Source organism: Oceaniglobus sp. K40-3, assembly GCF_055808395.1.
Genome location: NZ_CM147868.1, coordinates 2,792,383 through 2,817,201 on the forward strand (window position 1 = coordinate 2,792,383; position 24,819 = coordinate 2,817,201).

Here is a 24,819-nt window from a genome sequence, read left to right on the forward strand (position 1 = left end):
ATGGCCAAGGCCCATAATTTCATCCCCGGCCCCGACACGGCCCGCGTGTTTCGTGATGCTCTGGGTCGCTTTGCCACCGGGGTAACGGTGGTGACAACCGACACCCCCGATGGCCCCCTCGGGATGACCGCCAACAGTTTCGCCAGCGTGTCGCTTGACCCGCCGCTGGTGCTGTGGTCGCCCGCCCGGGCGGCGCGCCGGTTTCCGGTGTTCGAGGCGGCCAGCCACTATGCAATCCACGTCATGGGGGCCGAACAGGCCGAATTATGCCATGCCTTCGTGCGCGACGGCGCGGCCTTTGACGCGCTTGACTGGGCGCCCGGTGACAGCGGCGCGCCCCTGATCGAAGGCTGTCTTGCCCGGTTCGAATGCACCCGCCACGCGGTACATGACGGCGGCGATCACGCGATCATCGTCGGGCGGGTTCTGACGGCCCAAATCCGCCCCGGCGCGCCTTTGGTGTTTTCCTCGGGGCAATACGGCGGCCATTCGCCGCTGGACTAACCCCCTGTCTTTACCGGCCGATCATGCTACCTGTCGTGCTGGTAAAAGGAAACAGCCGTGCTGAGCGTCAAGGGCATCACGAAATCCTGGGACAGCGGCCAGCCGGTTTTGCGCGGCGTTGATCTGTCCCTTGGCGCTGGTGCCTCGCTGGCACTAACGGGCGAAAGCGGGTCAGGCAAAAGCACCCTGTTGCATCTGATCGCCGGGTTGGATCACGCCGACAGCGGCACGATTCACATCGACGATCAGGACATCACCGCGCTGGATGATGCCGGGCGCGCAGCGCTCAGGCGCACGACCATTGGCGTGGTGTTTCAACAGTTCAACCTGATCCCATCGCTGAACGTGGCCGACAATATCGCGTTTCAGGCCCGGCTGGCCGGTCGCGCCGATCCGGCCTGGGCGCAAACGCTGGCCCGGCGGCTGGGGCTGGCCGATCACCTGCGCAAATTCCCCGAGCAGCTTTCAGGCGGACAGCAACAAAGGGTTGCCATCGGGCGCACCCTGACCGCGCGTCCGCGCCTTGTGCTGGCCGATGAACCCACCGGCAACCTGGATGAGGACACCGGCGAACAGGTGCTGGACCTGATGCTGGAGCTGGTGGGGGAAACCGGCACCGCGCTGTTGATGGTCACCCATTCGCCCCGGCTTGCCGCGCGGCTGGATCGACAGGCGCATCTGGAACGGGGGCGCATCGTGCCATGAGGCGCGCCGCCCTGCATGCGCTGTTGTCCCACTGGCGGCGGCGGCCTTTTCAATTGCTGACGCTGGTTCTGGGGCTGGCCACGGCCACCGCCCTGTGGTCGGGGGTGCAGGCGATCAACGCCGAAGCGCGCAGCAGTTATGACCGCGCCGCCGCCGCCCTTGGCCCCGCCCCCCGCGCCACGATCACCACCCCCGACGGCACGCCGCTGGATGCCGCCACATTCACCGCCCTGCGCCGCGCCGGGTGGCTGGTCAGCCCCGTGGTGGAAGGTACGATCACCACCAAGGCCGGCCCCCTGCATATCATCGGGATCGACCCGTTCACCCTGCCCCTTGCCGATCTGCCCGCCGGAACCGGCAACACCGCCCTGAGCGCGACATTCATCGGCAAAGGCGGCCCCCTGATCGCCGCGCCCGAAACCATGGCGCGGCTGGTGGGGGCCGATCTGCCCACTGTTGTCTCAATGGCTGGCCTGCCCCCGGAATCGCCTATGGCGATATTCCTGTGGCCCAACGATTGCTGGGGCTTGAGGGCCGGTTTACCCGTCTTGTGGTGCTGGGCGATCAACCGCGCCAACGCCCCGATCTGGCCGATATCGCCCCCGATCTGGTGCAGAACGCCCCGAAGGCCAGCACCGACATGGCCGCCCTGACCGACAGTTTTCACCTGAACCTGACGGCCTTTGGCCTGCTGTCCTTTGCCGTAGGGCTGTTCATCGTGCGCGGCACCATCGGGCTGGCGTTTGAACAGCGCCGCCCAGTGTTTCGCACCCTGCGCGCCCTTGGTCTGCCTGCGCGCAGCCTGCTGGCGCTGTTGCTGGCCGAGCTGTTGGTGCTGGCGCTGGTGTCGGGCGCCCTTGGCATCGCGATGGGCTATCTTCTGGCCAGCGCGCTTATCCCCAATGTCGCGGCCACCCTGCGCGGGCTTTATGGGGCTTCGGTCGAAGGCACCCTGTCGATCCGCCCCATCTGGTGGCTGAGCGGGCTGGGCATTGCGGTGCTGGGCACGGGGCTGGCCGCTGTTGCGTCGCTGTGGCAGGTGGCGCGCCTGCCCCTGCTGGCCCCGGCACAGCCCAGGGCCTGGGCGCGGGCGTCGGAATCGGCGCTGGTCTGGCAGGGGGCGGGCGCGGTGTTTCTGACCGCACTCTCGGCGGCGACGCTGGCCTTTGGCAGCGGGCTGATCGCTGCTTTCGTGATGCTGGGGGCGCTGTTGATCGCGGCGGCCCTTGCCCTGCCTCTTGTTCTTTACGGGGTCATGGCCCTTGGGGCGCGACTGGCGCGGGGGCCTTTGGCGCAATGGTTCTGGGCCGATACGCGCCAACAACTGCCCGGGCTTTCCCTGGCCCTGATGGCGCTGCTGCTGGCGCTGGCGGCCAATATCGGGGTCGGCACGATGGTTTCCAGCTTTCGGCTCACCTTTACCGGGTGGCTGGATCAACGGCTGGCCTCCGAACTTTACGTCACCGCCGAAACCACGGAACAGGCCACCGCATTGCAGGAATTTCTGGCGCCCCGTGTTGATGCAACCCTGCCAATCTGGAGTATCGACGCCACTTTGGCCGGGCAGCCGGGCGAGATTTACGGCGTGGCCGATCATCCCACCTATCGCGACAACTGGCCCATGATCGCCACCACCCCCGATCTGTGGGACAACCTCGCGGCGGGCAAGGGCGTGCTGGTCAATGAACAACTGGCCCGGCGCGCCGATCTGTGGCCCGGCGCCACCCTGCCCCTGCGCGACTGGCAGGCGCCGGTTCTGGGCGTTTACAGTGATTATGGCAATCCACTGGGGCAGATCCTCATGGGGATCGACACGCTGACCGCCCATTACCCCGAGGTGGAGCGCCTGCGCTTTGGCCTGCGCCTGCCACACGGCGATGTTGATACGCTGCGCCGCGCCCTGATCGACGATTTCGGCCTGCCTGCCGACAACATCGTCGATCAGGCCTCGATCAAGGCGTTTTCGCTGGGGATATTCGAGCGGACATTCACCGTGTCGCGCGCCCTGAATGTGCTGACGCTTTCAGTTGCCGGATTTGCCATTCTCACCAGCCTGCTGACCCTTGCCGCCATGCGCCTGCCGCAACTGGCCCCCGTCTGGGCGCTGGGGGTGTCGCGCCGCCGCCTTGCGCGGCTGGAGCTGTTGCGCGCTTTGGTGCTGGCCGGGCTGACGTTGGTTTGCGCCGTGCCAGTGGGCCTGCTGTTGGCCTGGGTCCTGTTGGCGGTGGTGAACGTCGAGGCGTTCGGCTGGCGCCTGCCGCTGTTCCTGTTCCCGCGCGATTGGTTGATACTGGGCGTTCTGTCGTTGCTGGCGGCGGGGCTGGCGGCGCTGTTTCCGGCGCTGCGCATTGCGCGGATGCCGCCTGCGCGCTTGCTGGGGATGTTTGCCCATGAACGTTAAAGGGTTGATCTGCGCGGTATTGTTTGCCGTTTCGGCCGGCGGCGCGCTGGCACAGGGGTTTGCCGGGTTGGGCGCCGCCAATGACGGGTTTGAAGCTGTCACGCCGGGGCCATTCATATTTCCGCGCGATCATGCACCGCATCCCGGGTTTCGGATTGAATGGTGGTATGTGACCGCCAACCTGACCGGCGACGATGGCGTGGACTACGGCGTGCAATGGACGCTGTTCCGCTCGGCCCTGCGCCCCGGTGGTGCGGCAAAAGATCAGGCATGGATGGGCCACGCGGCCCTGACCACACCGACAGATCACTTCGTGACCGAACGTCTGGCGCGGGGCGGCACCGGACAGGCGGGCGTTTCGGTGCAGGATGGTTTTGCGGCGTGGATTGATGAGTGGCAGATGACAGGGCCAAACATCAACACCCTGACCCTGAGCGCGCAGGGCAGCGATTTTGGCTATGACCTGCGCCTTGCGGCCAAGGGGCCATTGGTGGCGCAGGGCGATGGGGGATATTCGGTGAAATCCGCCGCAGGCCAGGCAAGCCGGTATTATTCCCAGCCGTTTTACGCCGTGAATGGCACCCTGTTTCTGCCCGGCGGCCCGGTCACGGTGCAGGGGCAGGCCTGGCTGGATCGTGAATGGTCGTCGCAGCTTTTGGATGCGGATCAAAGCGGCTGGGACTGGGTTTCACTGAGTTTCGACAGTGGTGCCAAATTGATGGGGTTTGTGTTGCGCAGCGGGACCGGCGGATTCACCTCGGCCACATGGATTGCGCCCGATGGCACGCCAACGCCCTTTGACGACGGCGATCTGGCGATGACACCGCAAAAACGCCACCGGGTGGCGGGGCGCGCTGTGCCCGTGGTCTGGCGGGTGGAATTGCCCGAAAAAGGGGTGGATGTGACGATCAGCGCCATGAACCCCGACGCATGGATGAACACCAGCCTGCCCTATTGGGAAGGGCCGGTGCGCATTGCCGGATCGCACAGCGGGCGCGGGTATCTTGAGATGACAGGATACGAATGATCTGCCCCCGGCGCGCGCCGGAGGGCAAAGGGGTTATTCCGCCGCAACGCCCGGGTTGTTGGGGTGCGTCGTCCAGTTGGCATATTCCTTTTCCACCACCTTGCCGGTGCGCGGATCGGTTTTGCCATGGGCCATGGGTTCAAGCGTGATGCAATCTTCCACCGGGCAGACATTGACGCAAAGGTTGCAGGCGACGCATTCTTCATCAATCACCGTAAAGGTGCGGTCGTCGGACATGGCGATCGCCTGATGGCTGGTGTCCTCGCAGGCGGCAAAACAGCGCCCGCAACTGATGCACAGTTCCTGATCAATCTTTGCCTTGGCCACATAATTGAGGTTCAGGAACTGCCAATCCGTCACGTTGGGCACGGCGCGGCGCGTGATCTGATCAACCGATGTATATCCCTTTTCATCCATCCACTGGGACAGGCCCGATTTCATTTCCGACACGATCTTGAACCCATAGGTCATGGCGGCGGTGCAGACCTGCACATTGCCCGCCCCCAGTGCCATGAATTCCGCCGCATCGCGCCATGTGGTCACACCGCCGATGCCGCTGATCGGAATGTTGTTACATTCCGGGTCGCGGGCGATGTCGGCGACCATGTGCAGGGCGATGGGTTTCACCGCCGGGCCGCAATATCCCCCGTGCGATCCCTTGCCGTCGATGCTGGGTTCGGGCGACATGGTATCAAGATCAACCGAGGTGATCGAATTGATCGTGTTGATCAGGCTGACCGCATCGGCCCCGCCCTGCACCGCCGCGCGGGCGGCGTGGCGCACGTCGGTGATGTTGGGGGTCAGTTTGACGATCACCGGCATCCGGCTGTGTTGCTTGCACCAACGGGCAACCATACCAACATATTCCGGCACCTGGCCCACGGCGGCGCCCATGCCCCGTTCGCTCATCCCGTGGGGGCAGCCAAAGTTCAGCTCGATCCCGTCAGCGCCGGTGTCTTCCACAAGGGGCAAAATGGCCTTCCACGCCGCCTCTTCGCAGGGCACCATGATGCTGACCACCATGGCGCGGTCCGGCCAGTCGCGTTTCACCTGCTTGATCTCGCGCAGGTTCACCTCAAGCGGGCGGTCGGTAATCAATTCGATGTTGTTCAGCCCCAACAGGCGGCGATCCGCGCCCCAGATCGCGCCATAGCGCGGGCCGTTGACGTTGACCACGGGCGGGCCTTCCTCGCCCAGGGTTTTCCACACCACGCCCCCCAGCCCGCCTTGAAGGCGCGCACCACGTTATAGGCCTTGTCCGTGGGCGGCGCCGAGGCGAGCCAGAATGGGTTGGGTGACTTGATACCGACAAAATTTGTTGAAAGATCAGCCATTTATGCGCCTCCCTTAAAAGATTCCAGCAAGATAACGTTGCCTTCGGTGTCTTCGATCAATGCGTATCGCACGCCCGGCTGCCAGGGCGCATCATCGGGACCATCCCGAACGGTGACCCCTGACGCGGCAAGGGCGGCAACCTCGGCCTCGACATCATCCGAGACCAGCACAAGGGCGGGATGATCCTGTGCCACCGTCATTTCGGCGGCCTTGGCGAATTGGATCATCGTTTCGGCGCCCGGAATTTTCAGAAACACCCATCGCCAATCGTCACCATATGCGGCGTCGGTATGCACCTCCATGCCAAGACGATCACGGTAAAAGGCGATGGCACGATCTTGATCGTGAACCGGTATCGACATGAAATTTATCCGTGAGATGGTCATACTGTTGTCCTTCCATCTTTAGAGAATGAAACGCTCATCCTGTTGCACCGGACAGGGCGGCGTGAATATCCAGCGCCGCGTCGCGCCCCTGTGCCACTGCGGTCACGGTCAGGTCGTCGCCCATGGCGGTGCAATCGCCCCCGGCCCAGACGCTTGCCATGCTTGTGCGCCCCGCCCCCGAGGTGGCAATGCGCTGACCATCAAGGGTCAGGCCATCGGGGGTGGTGTCAATCAGTTGACCGATGGCTTTCAGCACCTGATCGGCAGGCAGGCGAAACACCTCGCCCGTGTGTTCCTGCGCGTCAGTGACATAGGCGCATTCGATTTCCTGCGCACTGCCGTTGCCATGCACCGCAACGGGCACGGCATTGGTGATGATCCGTACGCCGTTCGAGGCGGCCAGATCCTGTTCAAAGACCGAGGCATTCATCCCGTCGCGCCCACGGCGATAAAGGATGGTGACATTCTGCGCCCCCAACAGCCGCGCCTGCACGGCGGCATCCACCGCTGTCATACCGCCGCCAATCACCACCACGTTGCGCCCCACGGGCAGGCTGGACAGGTCGGGCGACTGGCGCAGATCGGAAATGAAATCCACCGCATCCTGCACGCCATCCTTATCGGCCCCCGGAACGGTCAATGCCCGCACCCCGCCAAGGCCGACCCCAAGGAACACAGCATCGAAATCAGCGGTCAGGCCGGACAGGGACAGACCCTCGCCCAGCCGCTGCCCCAGTTCCACCGTGATGCCGCCAATGGCAAGCAGCCAGTCCACCTCGGCCTGGGCAAACCCGTTTGGCGTTTTATAACTGGCGATGCCGTATTCATTCAGCCCGCCCGCCTTGGGCCGCCCATCATAGAGCGTCACCCCGTGGCCCAGCATGGCCAGACGGTGCGCACAGGCAAGGCCCGCTGGCCCCGCGCCCACCACCGCCACCTGTTTGCCGGTTTCCGGCGCGCGGGTGAACGGATGCACGTCAGCCTGCATCAGTGTATCGGTGGCAAAGCGTTGCAACCGCCCGATTTCCACCGGCTTGCCCTCGGCCGCTTCGCGCACGCAGGCCTCTTCGCAGAGGGTTTCTGTGGGGCAGACCCGGGCGCACATACCGCCCAGAATGTTCTGTTCAAAGATCGTGCGCGCCGCCGCTTCGGGGGTGCCGGTTGTGATCTGGCGAATAAACAGGGGAATATCAATGTCGGTCGGACAGGCCGTGATACAGGGTGCATCATAGCAGAAATAACACCGGTCAGCGGCCACCGCCGCCTCGTGACCGTCGAGGGGGGATGAAGGTCGGTGAAATTGTCGGAATAGGCTGCATCGGGCAAACGCCCTGCGGCCACCCCCGGCGTCATCTGATTGTTGCTCATCGCTGCCTCCCCGGTTGCTGGAACAGGTTTAGCTTGCCACAGGTTGAAATTTTATCAACTGGTAAAATTTTTTATTTCCACCGCCCCTCTGCAAGGAAATGAGGTGGCCGTGTCGCACCCTCGGTGGTCAGAACCGCTGCATTGTGGCAAACTGTGGCGCGAAAGCTCTTGTATTCTGCACAGCAGCAAGGGAACTTTGCACCTGCGGCACGCGTTACCCGTGCAGCCCGTCCGCGCCGAAGGAGATGCCGTGACCAACGCCCCGCCCGATCTGCCCCGCCCTGCCCTGCAAGCGCGCCCTTATGGCACCATGGCCGTTCTGGGCGCCGGCGCCTGGGGATCGGCCCTTGCCACTGTCGCGCGTCGTGCCGGGCGCAATGTGCGCCTGTGGGGGCGTGACAGCGCCGTGATTGACGACATCAACACCAACGGGCGCAATACCACCTTTTTGCCCGGTATTGATCTGGCACCGGGCATCGTGGCCACCACCGATCTGGCGGCGGCCCTGGACGGCGCCGAGGCGGTGCTGATCGTCATTCCCTCGATCGCCATCCGCGAAATATGCAGCCAGATCGCGCCGCTGATCGGCAAGGGCGTTCCGGTGGCGGTGTGCGCCAAGGGAATCGAGGAAGGCACCGGGTTTCTGATGGGGCATATCGTGGCCGATGAATTGGGCGATCATCCCGTGGGCGTGATTTCTGGGCCGACCTTTGCCGATGAAACCGCGATGGGCCATTTCACTGCCGCGACGGTGGCGTTCAAATTCTCGTACAACGACCGCCTGTCGCCGATGGAAAGCCCCGCCGCCCGGGTCGCGGTTTCGCTTAGCACGCCGTCGTTCCGCACCTATATCTCTGACGATCTGGTGGGCGTGGAAATCGGCGGTGCGGTGAAAAACGTGATCGCCATCGCCTGTGGCATGATGACGGGCGCTGGTTTTGCCAAGAACACCCGCGCGGCCCTGATCACCCGGGGCATGGATGAGATGAAGCGTCTGGCCGAGGCCCTGGGGGGGCAGCGCGAAACCGTCACCGGCCTGTCCGGCGCGGGCGATCTGACCCTGACCTGTTCGTCGGACAGTTCGCGCAACATGTCCCTTGGGACGCAACTGGGCGCGGGCATCCCGCGCGCCGAATGTTTCGAGGGCCGCCCCGTGGTGGTCGAGGGCGAGATGAACGCGATTTCCGTGACCGATCTGGCACGCCGTGTCCGGGTATCCATGCCGATCTGCGAGGCGGTGCGCCGCATCCTGCACGAAGGCGCCGATCTGAACGATACCTTTGCGCGCATGTGGTCATCACCGATCGAATTCGAACCGCGCGCCATGGGGCTGTCGCTGGATCACCCTTCGGCCCAAATCCCGGCAGTGCCCGCAAACGGAGGTGCATCATGACCACGCCCGTCACTGAAAAACCGATTTCGGCCAAGCAATTCGTGCTGGCCACCGATCTTGACGGCACGTTTCTGGGGGGCACCGAAACCGACCGCAAACAGCTCTATGACTGGATCGCAGGCAACCGCGATACGGTGGGGCTGATCTTTGTCACCGGGCGCGATCCGCAGTTCATCGAAGGGATGTGCCACGACGGGTTGCCATGGCCCGATTACGTGGTGGGCGATGTGGGCACCACCATCGCACAGGTGCGCGACGGCAAGGTCACACCCATTGGCGAATTGGAAACAGAAATCGCCAGCCGTTGGAACGATTCCGGGGCAAGGGTGCGCGCCGCTTTGGCCGATGCGCCGGGGCTGACCCTGCAAGACACCGATTTCCGCTATCGCGTCAGTTATGATTACGCCCCCGACATCTTTGATCCGGTCAGCCATGACACCGTGACCGCGCTGGGGCTGGATGTTCTGGTGTCGGATGAACGCTATTTCGATGTGCTGCCGAAAGGGATCAGCAAAGGCCCGTCGATCCGCCTTCTGGCCGACCATCTGGGCATTGATACGGCCCGCCTGCTGGTGGCGGGTGACACGATGAACGATTATTCGATGCTGGCCCTTGGCCTGCCTGCCGTTGCGGTCGGTGGATCGGAACCGGCGTTGTTGTCACGGCTTGAGGGGCTGGATCATGTCCACCGCGCCCAGGCCATCGGTGCCGCCGGGATCACCGAGGCGATCCGCGTGCTGAACCTGCACCCCAACATCTGAGGAGTCCCCATGCCATCCGATCTGGTTATCGTCTATCACCGTCAACCCTATGAAGAGGTTGAGGAAAACGGCAAGATCGTGTTCAAGGAAAATTCCAGCCCCAATGGGATTGTCCCGACGCTCAAAAGCTTTTTTGGCGGGGTCGAACATGGGGCATGGGTGGCATGGAAGCTGGCCGATGACCCGCAGAATCCCGGTTTTGAACAGGTTGTCGATATTTCCGACAGCTATGGCGATTATGCGGTGTCGCGCCTGCCCCTGACCGCCAATCAGGTCAGCCAGTTCTATCATGTGACCAGCAAAGAGGCCTTTTGGCCCATCCTGCACGGGTTTCGCGAACGCTATAACTACGACCCGGTGGATTGGAAGAATTTCCGCGATGTGAACCGCGCCTTTGCCGAAGCGGCCGCAGCCGAGGCGAAAATCGGCGCGGTGGTCTGGGTGCATGATTACAACCTGTGGCTGGTGCCGGGGTATCTGCGCCAGATGCGCCCGGATCTGCGCATTGCGTTTTTCCACCACACCCCGTTTCCGGCGGCGGATATATTCAACGTGCTGCCCTGGCGCAAAGAGATCGTCGAAAGTCTGCTGGCCTGTGATGTGGTCGGGTTTCACATCGCGCGCTATGCGTCGAATTTCGTCTCGGTCGCGCGGTCGCTGTTTGATGTCGATGCCATCGTGCGCGTCCGGGTTCAGGATGATTTCATCTCGGAGGGTACGGCCCTGACCGAACGCACCGTCCCGACCGAGCTGCACCATCATGGGCGCAAGGTGCATATCAGCACCGCCCCCGTGGGCGTGGATGTGGATTATATCCTGTCGCAGGCAGATCGCCCCGAAACCGCCACAGCCACCGCCGAGATCCGCGCTGAAATGGGCGATACCCGGCTGATCCTGTCGGTCGGGCGCACCGATTACACCAAGGGCGGCGTGGATCAGCTGGAAAGTTTCGGTCGCCTGCTGCGCGACAATCCCGATCTGCGGGGCAAGGTGCGGCTGATGCATGTGTCTGTCAGCGCCAACCGCAACATGACCGCCTATGCCGAGGTGCAGGATGCCATCGAACAGACGGCGGGCCGGATCAACGGCCAATACGGCACCTTCGAGTGGACCCCGATCATCCTGATTTCGCGCGCCGTGCCGTTTTCGGAACTGATCAGCTATTACCGGGCGGCCGATGTGGCCTGGATCACGCCGCTGGCGGACGGAATGAACCTGGTGTGCAAGGAATATGTCGCGGCACGCACCGACGGTGACGGGGTGCTGGTTTTGTCGGAATTCGCCGGTGCGGCGGTTGAACTGGGCGCGGCGGTGATCACCAACCCCTATTCCCACCGCTCTATGGACAGTGCCATTCTGACCGCGCTGGAAATGCCCGAGGACGAGCGGCGCCAGCGGATGACACGCCTGCGCAATGTGGTGCGCAAATACGATATCCGGGCCTGGGGCGACATGCAGCAGGATGCCTTTGACAAGGCAGGCGAAGCGGCAAACAAGACAGGCCAGCTACCGGCCTGACGGGGCAATCCACCGGCTGAGCGCCGACATTTCCAGAACGGTCAGTGTGATCCGGTACAGGTGGTGAAACGTCACCACCGCCGGGTTCGCTGACAGCGACAGGGCCACCAGCCCCATTTCCGTCACCCCGCCCGGCGCAAAGGACAGCACCAGAACCTCGGTCGGCTGGCCGGTGATGGCGTGAATGATCACGGACAGTGCAACACCAAGCCCCACCATCGCCGACACCGACAATATGGCCAGCCAAAGCCCAAGACGCAGCATCCGCCCGGTGATCCCGATGAACCGCACGCCCAGACTTGTTCCCAGCACCACCTGCGCCGCGCCCAGAACCCACCCCGGCGGGTTCATCTCCAACAGCCCCAGCGCGCCAAGCGCCCCGGCAACCATCAGTGGCCCGGTCAACTGCCCCGCCGGCAGGCGCAGTATCCGCCCCAGCATCAAACCGCAGAAAGCGACGGCAATCAGTTCGGGAATATCCGACAGCCGCGCCGCGCCGTGTGAAAAACTGACCCCCGCCGAACTTCCGACAGCATGGCCGTGCAGCACCGACAGCCCCACCGGCACCAGCGTGACCACCAGAATGATGCGCAGAAACTGTTGCAGCGTCAGCACCCGGATATCGGCACCGGCCTGTTCGCCAAGGGTGATACTTTCCATCACGCCGCCGGGGGTGGCACAGAAAAACGCCGTTGCCCGATCATAGCCGCCAAGACGGCGGAACAGCCAGAAATTCACCCCATGGGCGGTAAAGACAAACAGGGTGACCCCGACCAGACTCACGATCATTTCCGACCATTGCGCCAACAGCCCGGCATTCACCTGCGCCCCGATCAGCGCCCCGATCACCGCAATGACAAGCATGCGGAACCCCATGGGAAACGTATACCCCACCGGAAACCGGCCCGGCGCAATGGCCACCATCACCGCCGAGGTCACAAGACCGCCGATCATCCACGGCAGCGGCAGATGCAACAGTTTGGCCGCTTCGCCCCCCGCCACCCCCAAAGCCAGAAGAAAGGCGGTGAACACCACCACACGGGGATCAGGGCGAAACGGGCCGTTACCGATACGAATTGGGATCATGGCCAAGTCGTACTTTGAAAATCTGGGGCTGACCAGCGCACAATTGGCCATGGCCCTGCCCCCGCAGCTTTGCTAGATCAGGCAGATGATCGAACTTGATTTCACTGCATATTGTGCCCTGTTCGTGGCGCTGGCCCTTGGCGGCATTCTCAAGGGCGTAACCGGAATGGGTGCGCCGATCATCGCAATTCCGGTGATGGCGGCGCTTTTCGATGTGCGGCTGGCGGTTGTGGTTCTGGTGCTGCCCAACCTGGCCACGAACCTTTGGCAGTTATGGCAATTTCGCACCCACACGCACGGTGGGTTTTCCTGGCGGTTTGCCGTGGGCGGTGCCCTGGGCGTGCTGGTGGGCAGTGCCTTGCTGGCCACCGTGCCGGCACGGTTTCTGACACTGGCGGTCGGGCTGGTTGTTCTGGGCTATGTTGTTCTGCGCGTGTGGCGCAGGGATTTCCGGCTGGCGCAGGCGCAGGCCGACCGGATCGTCCTGCCTGTGGGCGTGGCGGCAGGTATCCTTCAGGGGGCTGCGGGTATTTCCGCGCCGATCTCGATCAGCTTTCTCAATGCGATGGGGTTGCCCCGCGCACAGTTCATTCCGGTCATATCGCTGTTTTTCGTGGCCATGGGGGCGATGCAGTTTCCCACGCTCGTCGCGCTGGGATTTTATGACCGGCACATGTTGTTCCTGAGTGCTGTGGCCCTGATCCCGCTCTGGGCGTTCATGCCGGTGGGGGCGCGGCTGGCCCGGTCGATCTCGCCCAGGGCGTTTGACCGGGTGATCCTTGTGACACTGGTAATTCTGGCGGCAAAGCTGATCCTTTGGCCGTGACGCGGGTGACAGGTGTTTTGCACCTGTATAGGTTGAAATCCACGGCATTTGGCCTGCGCCCTGCAATATCGGGGTTCAAAACCCTTCGTTGCATCAACCTTTCAGGGGGACGGACATGGAAAAGACCGGCATCGGGCGGGGGTGGTTGCGTTTATCCGCTCTGGTGATGGCAACGCTTTTTGTGACCGGCACCGCGTCAGGCGCCCAGGATCACGAGGTTTCGCCCGAAAACAGGGCGCGGCTGGAAAAACTGCTCGCGTTTCTTGCCGGGGTCGACGATTTTCTGCCAACCGTGAACCGCGTTGACCCGGCCGCCCTGCCCGTGACCTTTCCGTTCAATGAGATCATGAACCACATCGTTGTCGACGTTTCTTTTGGCGATGGCGCGCCCCTGCCGTTTATGGTCGACACGGGCGCGCCCACCTTCGTAACGTCACAGATAGCCGCGGATCATGGCGGTGAAACCATCATCGAACAGGTCAGCATTGCCGGGGGTGGGCGCCTGTTGTGGAACCCGCTGCAACGTTTTCCATCCCTGTCGATCGAAGGCGCGCTTACGATCACCGATGTGACCGGGGCGACGGGCTGGGCGCCTGCCGATGCGCTTTATTGCGTCGCGCCGCACGGGTTGCTCGGCGCGCCGGCCATGCGCAACGCGGTCTGGCAAATCAACTATGGCACCCACAAGATAACAGTCGCCGCAACCGTTGGTCAGCTTGACCATATCGACGGCGCCATCGCGCTGCCCTTCACCGTGAAACCGGGCAACCTTTCGCCCTCGCCGATTGTTGAACTGGGGGTCGGCGACGGCACGCTGACCTTTCTTGTGGACACTGGCGGGGGCATTCCCCTGACCATCAACACCAGGGATATCGCCGGGGTTGGCATCGTTGTTCCCCCGAATGCACCATCCACCACCAACATCGCGGGTGGTGGCGCGGGCGCATTCGAAACGAAACTGACCGCCATGGCCCTGCCCGTCCGGTTCGGTGCTATCGAAATCAAAACCCCGGTTCTGATCGGTGATGGCATGGCGCCGACAACAGCGGGCAACATGGGGCATTCGTTTCTCAGGAATTTCGTCGTCACCTTCGATTGGTCGTCACAGATGATGTATCTTGATCCCCTTGCCGATGACGACACCATTGCCCCCCGTCCGACGTGCCGTCCGCCGGATACACCATGCGGGATGGCAAAATCATCGTGGCTGCATTGGCCAGGGACGGTCCTGCCGACAAAGCAGGCCTTACCCTTGGCGAAATCGTGAGCAAAGTCGACGGCAAAACAGTCGATGGCATCACCCTGGACGAGTTCTGCGCATTGCGCGAAACCGACGCAAGGACGCTCACGACAGTAGATGGCAAGACCTATGACATCGGCAAAATCACCGGGTTCTTCAATCCGGGCAATTAAAAATCAACCGTCACGCGGCTTTTTGATGGCAACGGCAAGTGGCGCAGGGGCTGGGCCTGACATCCCGCCCTCTTTCGTATCTGTATTATCGTTTCGAAACACCTCTGAGCGTTGCAGAAGGTCCGCACAGATCACAAGGCACAACGGCCGCTGGTGGTGTCCTGCCGCGAAAACGCCGGGGACACGTGCCGCGATCACCGCGTTCAGGGTGGCCGTAACGACATAGGCGCGCAACGACGTGATCGCGACAAGCGTTCAAGGGCGGGCGATGCCCGAAACAGCAGCCGCCCGTCCTGTTTTTGTTCACGTCGCCGGGGGCCAGCTTGCCGGGGATCAGTCTTGCTTTCATCGACGTCATCCTTTCGGTTGAAACAACGCTTGTGCGTCGGGGTGGTTGATCGTGTTTTCCGAAAATCCAAAGACGCCACTTGCCTGCAAGTCTGTCGCAAGCCGCCGGGTCGTGGACATCGTAATCAATGTGGGCGCGCTAGCCAGCGTGATGCGCCCCCCACGCACCCTAGGCTGGCGGCGCGTCGGGCATTTCCCATCCCGGACGTTCGGCAGCACCAGGACCGGCGGGGCAAGGTGGCGCGCCAAAAGCGACTTTGCCATTTCCATTTGCTCGGTTCGGTCCATTTCGGTTGTCCCAAAAGTTGAAGGGGCAAAGGCGGCTCGCCGGTTTGTCATGGTCGCCGGATGTCACTGCTTTTCCTCGGCATGCACATCAAAATGCAAGGGCGCGACCAGCAGCACGCCAATCATCACCACGGCGATAACGGCCATGCCCAGGTACAGATCCTGTGTCGCCAGCGAAATCGTATCGCGCAGATAGGCTCGCCACATCAGAATCGTCGTGGGTGGCCTGCAGCGCCGCAACCACACCGTTCACATCAGCGGGCAGCGCCGCCGCCAGGGCACTCGGCGCCTGCGCCAGCCGTTCGGCCACCACCGCGTTGAAAATGGCACCGAACAGTGCCGCCCCAAGGCTTTGCCCCAGATAGCGCGCGAACATGCTGGCCCCGGTCACGACGCCGCGCCGGTCCCAGCCGACCGCGGATTGCACCCCAACGATCAGGGACGTGGACACAAGACCAAGCCCAATGCCAAGCGTCACCTGAACCGCGATAACGGGCCAGACCGGTTGCGGCACCGGGACCATCAGAAAGCCGATCGCCGCAACCAAAAGAACAACAGCCCCCGTCATCGCGGTGTTGCGAAAACCAAAGCGCATGTAGAGGCGGCTGGAATAGGCCGAAGCCACGGGCCAGCCGATGCTCATGGTGGCCAGAACCAGACCGGCCGCGATGGCGCCCAGCCCTTGCACCGATTGCGAAAACGTCGGCAGATACGCGCTTGGTGCCATCATCAGCGCCCCCATACCCAGCATGGCCAGATTAGGCAGTGCCAGATCGCGCCGCCGCCACAGCCAGCCGGGCATCACCGGTTCGGATGCACGCCGTTCGACAAAAACCGTCAGGATCAGAAGAACCGCCGCGACGGCAAAGATTGTCAGGCTGGTCGTCGATAACCATGGCCACGCCTGTCCGCCCTGCAACAGCCCAAGAATTACCGTTCCCACCGTTGCAAGAACCAGCGCCGAACCGGCATAGTCAATGCGCGGTGCCCGGCGTTCGAACTTTTCGTGCAGCAGTTTGCCGATCAATACCAACGCCAGGGCGCCGACCGGCAGGTTGATCAGAAAGATCCAGCGCCACGACACATATTCCGCCAGCGCCCCACCCAACAGCGGCCCGACGATCGCGGCAACCCCCCAGACGCTGGACAGCCAGCCCTGAACCGCACCGCGTTCGCGCACCGAATAAAGATCACCGGCCAGGGTCGATACCGTCGCCATGATCGCCCCGGCGCCCAGCCCCTGCAAGCCGCGAAAGGCAATCAACGAGACCATGTCCCAGGACAGCGAGGACAGGGCCGAGCCGGCCAGAAAGACCAGCGTTCCGGCCATCAACACCGGCTTGCGCCCGAACAGGTCGGACAGTTTGCCATAAATCGGAATCGTCACTGTCTGGGCCAGCAGATAGATCGAGAACACCCAGCTGAACAACCTGAACCCGCCCAGATCGCCGACGATCTGCGGGATCGCGGTGGACACGATGGTCGTATCCATCGCCGCCAGCATCATGGTGCACATCAGCGCCGCAAGAATCCATCGGCGCGGGTCGGGCTGGCGCCCCTGTTTGGTTGTCATCAATGTCGTCCCATAAGGTTAAAAATCGTGGTGCGCCGGCCCTTGTTGCAACAGCATCCGTGCCATCATCCGAGCCCGCGGAATGCTCGACAGGTCACCAAGAACCTGCGCCTGGGTGATGCCTCCGTCAATGAGCAGCTGAAGCGACAGCGCGGTCTCTGCAGGTTCTGCAAGGCCAAGCCGCCTGATCTCGCGCTTCAGCAGGTCGATAAGCTGGCGTTTGTGGTCAACAGCGATGGCACGTGCCCGGGACGCCGAAGACGGGTATTCCTGTGCGGCTTTGATAAACATGCACCCCGAAAACCCGGGCGGCGTTTCCATCTCTGCCGCAACCCAGCGTTCGACGGCGTCAAATACGGCGACGATGCGCGGCCCCGGCGCGGGCCCGGCATCCGCCATCGCGCCTTTCATCATCACCAAAAATGCATCCGAGCGACGCTCCAGTGTGGCGACGACCAGCGCATCCTTGCTGGTGAAATTGTTATAGAGCGTCATCGAGGCGACACCGGCCTCGCGGGTGATCTGGTTAATTCCGGTTGACACGAACCCCTGCGCCGCGAACAGGGTGTCTGCGGTGTCCAGAATGGTGTCGCGTTTGCTTTTCCGGCCCATATCAGCCTGGATCTCCTGTCATTCATTTCGGTAATCGCCGCTCTTTTGCGGCGCGTCGGATTCTTTTATATAGATTGATCTACCTATTTGAAAGCGGTGACCGTGACGCAGACTGATGTGTGCACGGCCCGATTCCGGTCGGTACTGCCAGCCCCCCCGAATGGCTTCTCCATCACCGGCCCCAAGTGACCGGTGCATGGCATGACCCGACCACCCGCTGTTTCAAGGATACCCCGATGAGCGAAACCCGCCCCCCGCTGCCGCCGTTCACGAAAGAAAGCACAGCCCTCAAGACCCGCAAGGCGGAAGACGCCTGGAACAGGCAAGACCCGGTGGCGGTGCGGTTTCAGTATGAATACCACAATGCCGCCGGTGACTGGTTCCGCGCCCATGGCAACGAGCAATGGCGTTTTGACGACCATGGCCTGACGGCCCGTCGCGAAGCCAGCATCAACGACATGCCGATCCGCGTTGGCGACCGCAAATTCACCTGGGCCAAGGGCCCGCGCCCCGTCGATTTTCCCGGCCTGACCAAGCTTGGCCTTTAAGCACCCGCGAAACGACGCCCCGATGAACCCCAGGTTTCCGGCCAGCACCGCACCGATCAAGCTGTACCGCAACCCGTTGTCAGGTCATTGCCACCGAGTCGAATTGCTGATGTCGCTTCTGACATGGATCGGCAGCAAACAGCACGCATTTCGCGGCGCTGCCCGCGCGGCGCAAGCCAGAGGATGAGCCGGCAGCGCATGCGCCGCTGACCATCGGCATCGGGCTTTTCGCTCTGACGCACCTGATGTTCACCAAGAATCCCTATGAGGAGAGTTTCCGGTCATATTACACCTTCCACCTGATTGACCGGTTCGCCCTGTCCATCCCTTCGGCGCAGATCGGCGGGTTGTTCCATGGGCCGAACGAGAATTCACCCTAGGGGGCACCGACGCGGCATGGCCGCTTCAGGCGGGGGATTTCATCTCATTGGTCAGACGTGCCGACCGTCACGGTGATCCCCTGACGACTTGCTTGCGGACACAGGACGCTCGATGCAGATTGCGATGGGATCGCTGGCGGGAAAACTCTCGCTCAGTGCTTCGTCCAACAGAGCGTCAAGACGGGCCCTGTCGGACAGTGCAGTGTCATCCGCCGCAATCCCGGCCTGGGATTGATACGTCACATCGGCGCCGCCAAAGGCCCGAAGCTCATAGGCAGTTGTGGAAACGACCTTGCCATGTTCATCCGTGTCGACCCGAAGTCCGAGGTCACGGGATGCAAATATCCTGTGCGGCTTGTTGTCCTGATTTTCCTCACCAAGTTCGAGCCAGTTATTGATTTTGGCGGTTGCGATATCGTCGTGCAATTGCCCGACACTGATACCGAACGCCCTGGCAACGGCAGATACGTCAGTTTCGGCTCTGTCAGCGGGAAGTGTGATCTTGAACATTTTCTCCTCCATGGGGGTTTACTCTGCGATACGTCCTGACCGGCAGGTCGGCGCAATCGGCACATCGAATGCAACCGGACGGCTGCACCTTGGTCAGGGGGTGATTTGGTTGCCAAGCGTCTCCTTTTCCAGCTTCAACCGGTGCGCCAGGTCGTCAACAAAATCCGACAGACCAACATAGAGCGTTTTCCAGCTGGTGCAGGCACCTGCGGGCACCGTGAAATCAGTCGTGATGTCGCGGATCCGTTGGATATCGCGATCAAATGCGATGTGTTTCGCGTGCAAGACCTCTGCCGATGCCGCAACATCGGGCGCCGAACCATCGTGCGGGACGGAAAAAAGACCCTGCTCCGCCGCGACAAAGCGGCGGAGGATCCTGGATAATCCGTCCGGATTTCCTTTGTCGCCGGTGTGAAGATCCTCGACCATTTCGGCCAGCTTTAGCAGTTGTGGCAATTGAAGATGGTGTTGCTCAGGCGCTGATACATCCAACGACACTGCCAATTCACCCCCATCGGCACTCTGGGCCGCATTCGCCAGGTGTTTTTCTTTCGATACGTCGCGTTCCATGACATCAGCCCCGACCGGGATGTCGGGCTTGGGCGCACTTCTTGTCCGGGTTCGCATCAGAACTGCGCCGTGCCTGTCCAGGGTCAGACGCACACGGGTGGCTTCGTGGCGAAAGGTAATCCGGTGGCGCCCTTCATCCTTGTCTTGCCCTGCTTCGCAGACGCTGGTGACCTGACCATCGCGCATCAGGCGGCGCAGATCAGCCGTCTCAAGCCCAAGCAACGGCGCAAGGTCGGCTGCGTCAATCTGAAATCCTGTTTCTGTTGGCTCCAGACGCATTTTGGTGACTCCTCTCTGATCAGGTACCGTTGCGGGTGATCGCCACCTGCCAGACCTCGGGGCCGTCAATCAGAAACTCGGCATCAAACTGAGCAGGCCAGTTCTGTTCGATCCGCTGAAGAAGCGGGACCGGCGCGTGGTCATTGATCAGTACGAATGTTGCACCGGGCTCCAATCCCTCAACCGCCGCAAAGACGGTTGCGTGACGTTGAGGCGGCATCATCGGGCGCAGATCGACGATGACGGGTTCTGCGGTGGTTGGCTGCGTATCGGCGGACATCGGTCCCTCCTGTCAGATGTATGCTCATCTGTTAGGCGTTTAAAAAAATATTGTCAATATTTCTTTTATGCCATAGACCCTCCTCAACGGTAGGAGGCCACACATGCCCGATCACATGCAGAAATACGTCCATCTCCAGCGGCGCATGGCAGACAAGCGTAAACCCAAAGTACGAATCCGCGACCACGACGAGATTTTGCCCGACTTCTCGGCCGACGAGGCCGCTGCTCAGGCCTCGCGCTGCGAGCAATGCGGCACGCCCTATTGCCAGGTCTATTGCCCGTTGGAGAACAACATCCCCGACTGGTTGAAGATGACCGCCGAAGGCCGCATGCAAGAGGCCTATCAACTGGCGCAGGCGACCAACAATTTCCCCGAAATTTGCGGGCGCATCTGCCCGCAGGATCGTTTGTGCGAAGCGAAATGGGCCTGCACGTTGGAACAGGCCGGGCATGGAACCGTGACGATCGGCGCCGTTGAACGCCATATCGGAGACACCGCCTGGGCGAAAGGTTGGGTAAAGCCACGGCGACCGCTGCGTGTGACGGGCCAGAACGTTGGCATCGTCGGCGCCGGTCCGGCCGGCATGGCCGCTGCCGAAGAATTGTGCGCGGCCGGTCACGAGGTTCACCTCTATGACCGTCATGCCCGCATGGGCGGACTGATGTCCTATGGCATCCCCGAGTTCAAGATGGAGCAGCACGTGGTCGCCCGGCGCGCCGCACTTCTGACCGAGGCCGGAGTGATCTTTCACGGCGGTCAGGTTCTTGGCGAATCCCTTGCGTTCGAATCGCTGCGTGCGCGACACGACGCGGTTGTTCTGGCCTATGGTGCGCATAAAGCGCGCCGTCTTGACCTGCCCGGCGAGGATTTGGCCGGTGTGATTTCGGCGATGGACTATCTTGTGTCCTCGAACCGCGCCTTGATCGGCGAGACAGACACACCCGAGATCAATGCCGCCGAAAAGTGGGTTGTCGTGATCGGCGGTGGAGACACCGCAATGGACTGTGTACGCACGGCGGTCCGGCAGGGCGCGGCGGGCGTCACCTGCCTTTACCGCCGAGACCGTGCCAACATGCCTGGGTCAGCGCGCGAGGTTGGCCACGCGGAAGAGGAAGGCGCGGAATTCGGTTGGCAGAGCCAACCCGAGGCGCTGATGGACATACCCGTCGAAGTGATAACCGCGCGTCCCGAAGGCTTTGGACAAATCGGCATCGTGCGCACGGTTCAGGCCTGCCGCACGCGGCTGGGCATGCCCGATCACGTCGGGCGCAAACGGCCAGAGCCGATGCCAGGGTCCGGGTTCGAGATCGCCGCCGACCTCGTCATCAACGCGCTCGGGTTCATGGTCGAGGATGCAGGCGGGCCGACAGGCGGGCGCGTGGGCATGTCGGCGCAGGGACGCATCGCTGCCGATACCACATCGCGCATGACGGCGGCGCAGGGCGTTTTCGTGGCCGGAGACGCGCGACTCGGGCCCTCGCTGGTGGTATGGGCGATCCGAGAGGGCCGCGAGGTGGCCGCAAAAGTTGCGCAGTATCTCGAAAGCCTGCCGTTGCCCAAGGGCGGGGCCATGGCCCATCCAACCGGGAATGATGTGAAGGTACAGATCGGAGAACCGACATGAAACTGACAATGATGTCGGATTACGCGTTGCGGGTGCTGCTGTTTGCGGCGGCCCACCCTGACCGGCTGGTGACGATCGACGAAACACAGGCGGTCTATGATATCTCGCGCGGGCACCTGATGAAAATCATCGGTGTGCTGGCCCGTGCCGGTATCCTGCACTCGCAACGCGGCCGCAGCGGTGGGTTCACGTTGGGCCAGCCCCCCGAACAGATACATCTGGGCGATGTGTTCCGCCTGACCGAACCGGATTTCGAAATGGTCGAATGTTTTACGCCCACGAACACCTGCGCCATCACGCCATTCTGCCGCCTGCCGGTGATCGTCACCGAGGCTTTGAACGCCTTCATGGCAGTCATGGACCGCCATACGCTCGCCGAGCTGATCATTCAGCCGCAACAATTCGGCGCGATTCTTGCCACAGTCGAAGACAGACCATCCTCATGACCAGCGCAGAAAAATCCCCGGACGCATCAGCCAGCCCGACCCGAATGATCGCGATCAGTAGCGGCAAGGGCGGCGTCGGAAAATCCACCGTGACCGTAAATCTCGCCGTCGCCATGGCCCGGGCCGGACTGCGCGTCGGCATTGTCGATGCCGATGTCTATGGTCCGTCGATCCCCGGCATGCTTGGTATTCCGGGCAACGCCCCGCCGGCAATGGGCCCCGATCAAAAGGTGATCCCGTCCCAGGCGCACGGGGTCAAGGTCATCTCGATGGCGATGATGACCGACGATGACCGCCCGGCAATCATGCGCGGTCCGATGGTCACCAAATATCTGCGCATGTTCGTGTCGCAGGTGGCCTGGGGCGAACTTGACGTGCTGCTTCTGGATCTGCCGCCGGGGACCGGCGACATTCAGTTGACGCTGGCCCAGTCCTTCCCCCTGACCGGCGCCGTGGTCGTCAGCACACCGCAGGATGTCAGCCTCAGGATCGCGCGGCGTGGCCTTCGGATGATGGAACAGGTCAAGGTGCCCATCATCGGCGTCATCGAAAACATGAGCGGCTTTACCTGTCCGTCCTGTGGCGACGTTACCCACATTTTCCACCAGGGCGGCGGCGCGGCCATCGCAAGTGAACTGGGCGTGCCATTCCTTGGCAAGGTGCCGCTTGATCCGGCGATTGTGGACTCTGGCGATGATGGCTTGCCGCTGGTCGCGGCCCTGCCCGACTGCCCTGCGGCGCGCGCCTTTGCCGGTATCGCTGCCGCGTTGGTGAACGCCGAGACCGGTGCCGACCGTATCGCGCTGCCTTTCGACTGGACCGTGACAACCGGCGCCGGAAAGCCGGCACCAGTTCCCGCATCGGGCAACGCTGGCGACATTCCCCGCGCGCTCGGCTTTGATGCGGCGGGGCTGGCGATCGGCTGGCCGGACGGTGATCTGCGGGTGATCCAGGCGCGCGACCTGCGCCTTGCCTGTCCCTGCGCCGCCTGCCGCGACGAGATGACCGGCAAGGCCCTTCTCGATCCCGGGACAGTGCCGCTGACCGTGACACCGACGCGGATCTGGAGTGTGGGAAATTATGCCCTCGGCATCGCGTTCAGCGACGGCCACAGCACCGGCATTCATTCCTTTCGCGCGCTTCGACAGATGCAGGGGACGGAGATGGAAGATGTCTGAAACGATGCCTCGGATGCGAATCCGAGTGCAAACCTCGCCACGCGACCCGGACACGCTGTGTTTTCTGCTTGATGCACCGATCCGGCACGAGGCCGGCGTCATCCGCTTTGACGGGCCGGACCCGACCGCGCCGCTGGCCGCTGCCCTGTTCGCCGTGACCGGGGTGCGCCACCTCGAAGTGGCCGGCCCCGCGATCCATGTCCGCAAGATCGCCGGCACCGCATGGAGCGACATCAAGGCCCCCATCGCGGCGGCAATCCGCGCGGTTCTGGGTGACGCAAAAACACCGCTGGGGGATCGCGCCGGCACAAAGGCGACCGGGGACGGTGCCGATGCCCGGATGCTTGGCCTCGCCCGCGCGGTACTGAACGACCGTATCAACCCGACCATCGCTGGCCATGGGGGGCAGATCGCTGCCGAAAAGGTCACGGACGGCACCCTCTATCTGCGCATGTCGGGCGGTTGCCAAGGCTGCGCCGCGTCGCAGCTCACATTGCGCGGCGGGGTCGAACGGACGCTGCGGTCGGCCCTGCCGGGCCTGCGCGCCATCGTCGATGTCACCGACCACAACGCCGGATCGACACCCTTCTACAGCGCCGCCGCCATCACGCTCGCAGATCGGATCGGCAGACATCTGGAAGTATTGCCGCCCTCCGCCCCCACCGTCAGCTAAGGCGCTTTGACCGGCGTGCTGGGCTCTGGAGGCCCGGATCGGTGCGAAAAACCACACAGGCGCTTGACCATGGGGGTGTTGGGGAAACGATCAGGCTTCCAGCTCTGCGTCCCAGTACAGAAAATCGACCCAGGAATCGTGCAGATGGTTGGGGGGAAACCGGCGGCCGACGTTTTTCAATTCTTCCGATCCGGGGCGGCGCGCGGGTTTCAGCAGGTTCATGCCCGACTGGCGCAGGCTTTGCGACCCCTTCCTGAGGTTGCAGCGCGAACAGGCCGCCACCACGTTTTCCCAACTGGTCACCCCGCCCCGCGCCCTTGGGATCACATGATCAAAGGTCAGATCCCCTTTGGCACCGCAATACTGACAGCAGAATTCATCACGCAGGAACAGGTTGAACCGGGTAAAGGCGACCCGTTTCTGCGGTTTGACGAAATCCTTCAACACCACGACTGACGGAATACGGATTTGGGTGCTGGGCGAGCGGACGATCTGATCATATTCGGCGACAATATCGACCCGATCCAGAAACGCCGCCTTGACCGCCTCTTGCCAGGGCCAAAGCGACAGCGGGTAATAGGACAATGGCCGATAATCCGCATTCAGCACCAAAGCCGGGCAATGGCGCAGGCTGCTGGGTTCACGTACGAAGGTCGTTCTGAAATCGCCGTTCATCGGTCGTTCAACTCCTCGCCGCGGGGCGTGGCGGTTGACCGCAGATGGGCGGCCTCGCCCCGGAATATGTCGGACTATATATGGCGTTCGCCCACTGGCAAGCCCCACA

25 protein-coding genes and 2 pseudogenes are annotated in these 24,819 nt (G+C 62.7%); 17 read left to right on the forward strand and 10 right to left on the reverse strand.

What is annotated here, in order from left to right; translation table 11 throughout:
- Genes AC0L7P_RS14495 through AC0L7P_RS14515 form a run of 5 tightly spaced genes read left to right on the forward strand, consistent with a single transcriptional unit; the run spans position 1 to position 4,637 of the window.
- A complete protein-coding gene (locus tag AC0L7P_RS14495) occupies positions 1–504 on the forward strand; it encodes a flavin reductase family protein (protein ID WP_473433379.1) in 504 nt (167 codons plus the stop codon).
- Positions 505–561: 57 nt separating this feature from the next.
- The gene (locus AC0L7P_RS14500) at positions 562–1,209 is read left to right on the forward strand and encodes an ABC transporter ATP-binding protein (protein WP_473433380.1); all 648 of its coding nucleotides are present in this window, start codon (positions 562–564) and stop codon (positions 1,207–1,209) included.
- Complete coding sequence (locus tag AC0L7P_RS14505) at positions 1,206–1,862, forward strand: hypothetical protein (RefSeq protein WP_473433381.1); 657 nt, start codon at positions 1,206–1,208, stop codon at positions 1,860–1,862. The genes AC0L7P_RS14500 and AC0L7P_RS14505 overlap by 4 nt, the downstream gene beginning before the upstream one ends.
- Positions 1,850–3,610, forward strand: a complete 1,761-nt coding sequence (locus AC0L7P_RS14510; protein WP_473435469.1) for an FtsX-like permease family protein — start codon at positions 1,850–1,852, stop codon at positions 3,608–3,610. Before AC0L7P_RS14505 ends, AC0L7P_RS14510 begins: the two co-directional genes overlap by 13 nt.
- On the forward strand, positions 3,600–4,637 hold the full coding sequence (locus AC0L7P_RS14515; protein WP_473433382.1) for a lipocalin-like domain-containing protein: 1,038 nt from the start codon (positions 3,600–3,602) through the stop codon (positions 4,635–4,637). The genes AC0L7P_RS14510 and AC0L7P_RS14515 overlap by 11 nt, the downstream gene beginning before the upstream one ends.
- Positions 4,638–4,670: 33 nt before the next feature.
- On the opposite strand, the pseudogene preA reads toward AC0L7P_RS14515, so the two are convergent.
- The 3 genes and pseudogenes from preA to AC0L7P_RS14530 all read right to left on the reverse strand — a co-directional run bounded on the left by preA (position 4,671) and on the right by AC0L7P_RS14530 (position 7,726).
- Positions 4,671–5,971: pseudogene (gene preA, locus AC0L7P_RS14520) on the reverse strand (NAD-dependent dihydropyrimidine dehydrogenase subunit PreA).
- The gene (locus AC0L7P_RS14525; protein WP_473433383.1) at positions 5,972–6,334 is read right to left on the reverse strand and encodes a VOC family protein; all 363 of its coding nucleotides are present in this window, start codon (positions 6,332–6,334) and stop codon (positions 5,972–5,974) included.
- Between the two features lie 58 nt (positions 6,335–6,392).
- Positions 6,393–7,726, reverse strand: a pseudogene (locus tag AC0L7P_RS14530) (NAD(P)-dependent oxidoreductase).
- Positions 7,727–8,036: 310 nt separating this feature from the next.
- Here AC0L7P_RS14530 and AC0L7P_RS14535 point away from each other — a divergent pair.
- The 3 genes from AC0L7P_RS14535 to ggpS are packed head-to-tail and all read left to right on the forward strand — an operon-like array spanning position 8,037 to position 11,398.
- On the forward strand, positions 8,037–9,119 hold the full coding sequence (locus AC0L7P_RS14535; protein ID WP_473435470.1) for an NAD(P)H-dependent glycerol-3-phosphate dehydrogenase: 1,083 nt from the start codon (positions 8,037–8,039) through the stop codon (positions 9,117–9,119).
- The gene (locus AC0L7P_RS14540) at positions 9,116–9,880 is read left to right on the forward strand and encodes an HAD-IIB family hydrolase (protein ID WP_473433384.1); all 765 of its coding nucleotides are present in this window, start codon (positions 9,116–9,118) and stop codon (positions 9,878–9,880) included. Before AC0L7P_RS14535 ends, AC0L7P_RS14540 begins: the two co-directional genes overlap by 4 nt.
- 9 nt (positions 9,881–9,889) lie before the next feature.
- Positions 9,890–11,398 carry a glucosylglycerol-phosphate synthase gene (gene ggpS, locus AC0L7P_RS14545; RefSeq protein ID WP_473433385.1) on the forward strand — a complete coding sequence of 503 codons (1,509 nt, stop codon included), beginning with the start codon at positions 9,890–9,892 and terminating at the stop codon, positions 11,396–11,398.
- Here the strand turns inward: ggpS and AC0L7P_RS14550 are convergent.
- A complete protein-coding gene (locus AC0L7P_RS14550) occupies positions 11,387–12,484 on the reverse strand; it encodes an AbrB family transcriptional regulator (RefSeq protein ID WP_473433386.1) in 1,098 nt (365 codons plus the stop codon). The two genes, ggpS and AC0L7P_RS14550, sit on opposite strands and share 12 nt — an antisense overlap.
- 85 nt (positions 12,485–12,569) lie before the next feature.
- Between AC0L7P_RS14550 and AC0L7P_RS14555 the strand changes: the two genes are divergently transcribed.
- The 3 genes from AC0L7P_RS14555 to AC0L7P_RS14565 all read left to right on the forward strand — a co-directional run bounded on the left by AC0L7P_RS14555 (position 12,570) and on the right by AC0L7P_RS14565 (position 14,723).
- The gene (locus tag AC0L7P_RS14555) at positions 12,570–13,310 is read left to right on the forward strand and encodes a sulfite exporter TauE/SafE family protein (RefSeq protein WP_473433387.1); all 741 of its coding nucleotides are present in this window, start codon (positions 12,570–12,572) and stop codon (positions 13,308–13,310) included.
- Between the two features lie 115 nt (positions 13,311–13,425).
- Positions 13,426–14,577: a hypothetical protein gene (locus tag AC0L7P_RS14560; protein ID WP_473433388.1), complete on the forward strand. Its 1,152-nt coding sequence runs from the start codon at positions 13,426–13,428 to the stop codon at positions 14,575–14,577.
- On the forward strand, positions 14,493–14,723 hold the full coding sequence (locus AC0L7P_RS14565; protein ID WP_473433389.1) for a PDZ domain-containing protein: 231 nt from the start codon (positions 14,493–14,495) through the stop codon (positions 14,721–14,723). Before AC0L7P_RS14560 ends, AC0L7P_RS14565 begins: the two co-directional genes overlap by 85 nt.
- Before the next feature lie 724 nt (positions 14,724–15,447).
- On the opposite strand, the gene AC0L7P_RS14570 is transcribed toward AC0L7P_RS14565, so the two are convergent.
- Positions 15,448–16,932, reverse strand: coding sequence for an MDR family MFS transporter (locus tag AC0L7P_RS14570; protein WP_473433390.1), 1,485 nt, complete (start codon positions 16,930–16,932; stop codon positions 15,448–15,450).
- Positions 16,933–16,950: 18 nt separating this feature from the next.
- A complete protein-coding gene (locus tag AC0L7P_RS14575) occupies positions 16,951–17,544 on the reverse strand; it encodes a TetR/AcrR family transcriptional regulator (protein WP_473433391.1) in 594 nt (197 codons plus the stop codon).
- Between the two features lie 236 nt (positions 17,545–17,780).
- Here AC0L7P_RS14575 and AC0L7P_RS14580 point away from each other — a divergent pair, with 236 nt between their 5' ends.
- Both AC0L7P_RS14580 and AC0L7P_RS14585 read left to right on the forward strand, forming a co-directional pair.
- Positions 17,781–18,092, forward strand: a complete 312-nt coding sequence (locus AC0L7P_RS14580; RefSeq protein ID WP_473433392.1) for a DUF1348 family protein — start codon at positions 17,781–17,783, stop codon at positions 18,090–18,092.
- A gap of 245 nt (positions 18,093–18,337) precedes the next feature.
- Positions 18,338–18,472: a hypothetical protein gene (locus tag AC0L7P_RS14585; RefSeq protein WP_473433393.1), complete on the forward strand. Its 135-nt coding sequence runs from the start codon at positions 18,338–18,340 to the stop codon at positions 18,470–18,472.
- A 51-nt stretch (positions 18,473–18,523) separates the two neighbouring features.
- Here the strand turns inward: AC0L7P_RS14585 and AC0L7P_RS14590 are convergent, their stop codons facing one another.
- From AC0L7P_RS14590 to AC0L7P_RS14600, 3 genes are all read right to left on the reverse strand, one after another.
- Entirely contained in the window at positions 18,524–18,994 is a 471-nt protein-coding gene (locus AC0L7P_RS14590; protein ID WP_473433394.1) for a DUF6522 family protein, read from the reverse strand.
- 81 nt (positions 18,995–19,075) lie between these two features.
- A complete protein-coding gene (locus AC0L7P_RS14595) occupies positions 19,076–19,831 on the reverse strand; it encodes a DUF6522 family protein (RefSeq protein ID WP_473433395.1) in 756 nt (251 codons plus the stop codon).
- A 19-nt stretch (positions 19,832–19,850) separates the two neighbouring features.
- Positions 19,851–20,111, reverse strand: coding sequence for a DUF2249 domain-containing protein (locus AC0L7P_RS14600; protein WP_473433396.1), 261 nt, complete (start codon positions 20,109–20,111; stop codon positions 19,851–19,853).
- 103 nt (positions 20,112–20,214) lie between these two features.
- Between AC0L7P_RS14600 and AC0L7P_RS14605 the strand changes: the two genes are divergently transcribed.
- The 4 genes from AC0L7P_RS14605 to AC0L7P_RS14620 are packed head-to-tail and all read left to right on the forward strand — an operon-like array spanning position 20,215 to position 24,035.
- A complete protein-coding gene (locus AC0L7P_RS14605; RefSeq protein ID WP_473433397.1) occupies positions 20,215–21,738 on the forward strand; it encodes a glutamate synthase subunit beta in 1,524 nt (507 codons plus the stop codon).
- Positions 21,735–22,184: an RrF2 family transcriptional regulator gene (locus tag AC0L7P_RS14610; RefSeq protein ID WP_473433398.1), complete on the forward strand. Its 450-nt coding sequence runs from the start codon at positions 21,735–21,737 to the stop codon at positions 22,182–22,184. Before AC0L7P_RS14605 ends, AC0L7P_RS14610 begins: the two co-directional genes overlap by 4 nt.
- Positions 22,181–23,362: a P-loop NTPase gene (locus AC0L7P_RS14615; protein WP_473433399.1), complete on the forward strand. Its 1,182-nt coding sequence runs from the start codon at positions 22,181–22,183 to the stop codon at positions 23,360–23,362. Before AC0L7P_RS14610 ends, AC0L7P_RS14615 begins: the two co-directional genes overlap by 4 nt.
- Before the next feature lie 13 nt (positions 23,363–23,375).
- A complete protein-coding gene (locus AC0L7P_RS14620; protein WP_473433400.1) occupies positions 23,376–24,035 on the forward strand; it encodes a NifU family protein in 660 nt (219 codons plus the stop codon).
- A 90-nt stretch (positions 24,036–24,125) separates the two neighbouring features.
- Here the strand turns inward: AC0L7P_RS14620 and AC0L7P_RS14625 are convergent, their stop codons facing one another.
- Positions 24,126–24,710 carry an HNH endonuclease gene (locus AC0L7P_RS14625; protein WP_473433401.1) on the reverse strand — a complete coding sequence of 195 codons (585 nt, stop codon included), beginning with the start codon at positions 24,708–24,710 and terminating at the stop codon, positions 24,126–24,128.
- Between the last annotated feature and the right edge of the window lie 109 nt (positions 24,711–24,819).

Bases quoted from the DNA above. Each gene is read 5' to 3' on its own strand.
- AC0L7P_RS14495 (WP_473433379.1), top strand. From the start codon at position 1: ATGGCCAAGGCCCATAATTTCATCCCCGGCCCCGACACGGCCCGCGTG.
- AC0L7P_RS14505 (WP_473433381.1), top strand. From the start codon at position 1,206: ATGAGGCGCGCCGCCCTGCATGCGCTGTTGTCCCACTGGCGGCGGCGG.
- AC0L7P_RS14510 (WP_473435469.1), top strand. From the start codon at position 1,850: ATGGCCGCCCTGACCGACAGTTTTCACCTGAACCTGACGGCCTTTGGC.
- AC0L7P_RS14515 (WP_473433382.1), top strand. From the start codon at position 3,600: ATGAACGTTAAAGGGTTGATCTGCGCGGTATTGTTTGCCGTTTCGGCC.
- AC0L7P_RS14525 (WP_473433383.1), bottom strand. From the start codon at position 6,334: ATGTCGATACCGGTTCACGATCAAGATCGTGCCATCGCCTTTTACCGT.
- AC0L7P_RS14535 (WP_473435470.1), top strand. From the start codon at position 8,037: ATGGCCGTTCTGGGCGCCGGCGCCTGGGGATCGGCCCTTGCCACTGTC.
- AC0L7P_RS14540 (WP_473433384.1), top strand. From the start codon at position 9,116: ATGACCACGCCCGTCACTGAAAAACCGATTTCGGCCAAGCAATTCGTG.
- ggpS (WP_473433385.1), top strand. From the start codon at position 9,890: ATGCCATCCGATCTGGTTATCGTCTATCACCGTCAACCCTATGAAGAG.
- AC0L7P_RS14550 (WP_473433386.1), bottom strand. From the start codon at position 12,484: ATGATCCCAATTCGTATCGGTAACGGCCCGTTTCGCCCTGATCCCCGT.
- AC0L7P_RS14555 (WP_473433387.1), top strand. From the start codon at position 12,570: ATGATCGAACTTGATTTCACTGCATATTGTGCCCTGTTCGTGGCGCTG.
- AC0L7P_RS14560 (WP_473433388.1), top strand. From the start codon at position 13,426: ATGGAAAAGACCGGCATCGGGCGGGGGTGGTTGCGTTTATCCGCTCTG.
- AC0L7P_RS14565 (WP_473433389.1), top strand. From the start codon at position 14,493: ATGCGGGATGGCAAAATCATCGTGGCTGCATTGGCCAGGGACGGTCCT.
- AC0L7P_RS14570 (WP_473433390.1), bottom strand. From the start codon at position 16,932: ATGACAACCAAACAGGGGCGCCAGCCCGACCCGCGCCGATGGATTCTT.
- AC0L7P_RS14575 (WP_473433391.1), bottom strand. From the start codon at position 17,544: ATGGGCCGGAAAAGCAAACGCGACACCATTCTGGACACCGCAGACACC.
- AC0L7P_RS14580 (WP_473433392.1), top strand. From the start codon at position 17,781: ATGAGCGAAACCCGCCCCCCGCTGCCGCCGTTCACGAAAGAAAGCACA.
- AC0L7P_RS14585 (WP_473433393.1), top strand. From the start codon at position 18,338: ATGTTCACCAAGAATCCCTATGAGGAGAGTTTCCGGTCATATTACACC.
- AC0L7P_RS14590 (WP_473433394.1), bottom strand. From the start codon at position 18,994: ATGGAGGAGAAAATGTTCAAGATCACACTTCCCGCTGACAGAGCCGAA.
- AC0L7P_RS14595 (WP_473433395.1), bottom strand. From the start codon at position 19,831: ATGCGTCTGGAGCCAACAGAAACAGGATTTCAGATTGACGCAGCCGAC.
- AC0L7P_RS14600 (WP_473433396.1), bottom strand. From the start codon at position 20,111: ATGTCCGCCGATACGCAGCCAACCACCGCAGAACCCGTCATCGTCGAT.
- AC0L7P_RS14605 (WP_473433397.1), top strand. From the start codon at position 20,215: ATGCCCGATCACATGCAGAAATACGTCCATCTCCAGCGGCGCATGGCA.
- AC0L7P_RS14610 (WP_473433398.1), top strand. From the start codon at position 21,735: ATGAAACTGACAATGATGTCGGATTACGCGTTGCGGGTGCTGCTGTTT.
- AC0L7P_RS14615 (WP_473433399.1), top strand. From the start codon at position 22,181: ATGACCAGCGCAGAAAAATCCCCGGACGCATCAGCCAGCCCGACCCGA.
- AC0L7P_RS14620 (WP_473433400.1), top strand. From the start codon at position 23,376: ATGCGAATCCGAGTGCAAACCTCGCCACGCGACCCGGACACGCTGTGT.
- AC0L7P_RS14625 (WP_473433401.1), bottom strand. From the start codon at position 24,710: ATGAACGGCGATTTCAGAACGACCTTCGTACGTGAACCCAGCAGCCTG.